Origin of the sequence: Aquiflexum sp. (assembly GCF_041749095.1) — a bacterium.
Classification (GTDB): Bacteria; Bacteroidota; Bacteroidia; order Cytophagales; family Cyclobacteriaceae; genus Aquiflexum.
In genome coordinates this window covers 1-2,370 of the sequence record NZ_JBGTCA010000220.1, presented here as the reverse complement: position 1 = coordinate 2,370, position 2,370 = coordinate 1, and the positions used below count along the sequence as shown (strand labels likewise).

The 2,370-nt window shown below is 43.2% G+C and carries 3 protein-coding genes; all 3 read left to right on the top strand.

The window, feature by feature from the left end; all coding sequences use genetic code 11:
* The coding region (locus ACEW8O_RS10865) for a glycoside hydrolase family 88 protein (protein WP_373494656.1) at positions 1-300 on the top strand (300 nt) is incomplete at its 5' end.
* Complete coding sequence (locus tag ACEW8O_RS10860) at positions 281-2,026, top strand: FAD-dependent oxidoreductase (RefSeq protein ID WP_373494655.1); 1,746 nt, start codon at positions 281-283, stop codon at positions 2,024-2,026. The genes ACEW8O_RS10865 and ACEW8O_RS10860, both read left to right, overlap by 20 nt.
* Positions 2,027-2,073: 47 nt before the next feature.
* The coding region (locus tag ACEW8O_RS10855; protein WP_373494654.1) for a sulfatase-like hydrolase/transferase at positions 2,074-2,370 on the top strand (297 nt) is incomplete at its 3' end.

Here is a 2,370-nt window from a genome sequence, read left to right as displayed (position 1 = left end):
TTATTTGCCGACAGATCCGAAACAATAAAGGAATCTTCAGGTACAGCCGGAATTGCTGCTGCAATGGCCATTGGTGTTAGAAGAGGCTGGCTGGGCCCCGAAGCAGAAGTGTCAGCTATGAAAGCATTCGAAGGCCTCAAGACCCGCCTGACACCGGACGGATTTATTATAGGCACTTCCCCATCAAATAAACATCAGGGCGGAGAAGTGTTCCAAGCAGAAAGCCAAGGTATTATCGGGAAATGGACCATGGGACTGTTTGCTCAATTGGCGGCAGAGCTTGACCCTCCAAAACAATAATCGGATTCTTCACACAGCGATTTTAATTACATTATCATACTATGAATTTATTTCCTTTGAGGTATTGGGAGGTGAATTTCAAAACTATACCAACAGGGTACTTGCCTTTTATACAGAAAAATATGGACCCGATTCCCAGCAGGTGGAGGACTGCCACTTTGGGATTCATGCAGAACCCCATGTAACCCTGCAGATTTTACGGGAAATGCTCCGGGAATTTCCCAGTATCGAAGTGATTACCCGTCACAGACTTAGCAAAGTCATATTGGGGGAATGTTTACGAGGGCGAATGGTCATCAACGGTATCCGTTTATCCAATCTGAAAGAGGACCAATCGGTAGAATACCACGCAAAGGTTTTTATAGATGCAACCTATGAAGGGGATCTGGCAGCCATGGCAGGTGCCAATTATTTTCTTGGAAGGGAATCACAATCCACCTACCATGAGCGGTATGCCGGAAAAATATTTACCCGGGGCGGCGTGATACAAAGTGGAAGTACGGGGGAAGGGGATCAAAGAATACAAGGTTATAACTTCAGGATTATCATGACTGATGATCCGGCCAACCGGATCATGATAGAAGAACCGGCAGGGTATGACCGGGATGTTTTTACGCCTATACTTGGAACCTTGGAAAATAAAAAAGTAGAACAGATTTTCACGGAAGACGCCAGGGGTATTTTGCGGGTACAATTATTACCCAATAGAAAAGCGGATATCAATGATATAAAAAACGCCCCTGTGCGTATGGCTTTGTTGGGCGGGAATTATGATTATCCGGAAGGGGATCCGGAGACCAGAAACCGTATTATCAACGAGCACCTTTTACATAATCTGAGTCTGATCTATTTTTTGCAGCAGGACTTGAAGGTACCTTATGAACTCAGAAAGGAAGCCCAAAAATGGGGACTGGCCAAAGACGAATTTACGGATAACGATCATTTCCCTTACCGCTTGTATATCAGGGAGGCAAGAAGGATAGAAGGTGAGTATGTTTTTACCGAGCAGGATACTTATATGGCACCTAATTCCGTCAGGACAAAGTTGAGAAGTGATGCCATCGCTATCGGGGATTATGCCTTAAACTGCCATGGGGTTAGCCCTCCCGGCGAGCTTTATGAAGACCTGACGGAAGGAGATTTCAATCATGTCCCCCCACCGTTTCAGATTCCTTATGGTATCACGGTTGTGAAGGATTTTCACAACCTCCTGGTCAGTGTGGCAGTTTCCAGCAGCCATGTGGGATTTTCTGCATTGAGATTGGAGCCTACTTGGAGTGCGATAGGGCAGGCCACTGGACTGGCAGCACATCTCATGTTGGAAAACAATTTAGGTGCGACCGATGTGCCGATTGATCAACTTCAAAGGCTAATACATGAAGCAGGGGGCAAAACGGTATATGTTTCGGATGTAGAAAATGACCACCCCTATTTCAAAGCCATACAGTATTTGGGGGCAAAAGGAATATTCCACAATATTTTTCCATTGAGTGATATCAATCTAAAGGCACCTGCCAACTTATGGAAAATGCAATACCGTGAAGCTTATCCGTACCATCAAATAAATCCTGACGAGCATATTTCTGAAGAGCAGGCAAAATCCTGGATCAGCATGTTGAACCTAGATGCGAAAAGTTCTGAAATATTAGAATCAAATTACAGTAAAAACATTACCAGGGGGGAGTTTTTAAATAAATTATACAAAATAGATTCCCAAAATAGGTAATTTGAAACAGTTTCGAATCCACTTTCTATAAATTAAAAGGAATTAAAATGCAGTTACAAAAAATAATGATAGCATTCCTCTCTGTATTGCTATTTACCGATTGTCAAACTTCACAGGTAGATAATTCTAAAAACAGCCAATCTGATAGGATATCTAATAATCTGCAAAGCAATAGACCCAATATCATAGTGATTTTGGCCGATGATATGGGCTATTCCGATCTCGGTTCTTATGGCAGTGAAATCGAAACACCGGAATTGGACACTTTAGCCAAAAACGGACTCCGTTTTTCTCAGTTTTACAATACGGCCCGCTGCTGTCCTACACGGGCTTCTTTACTTACC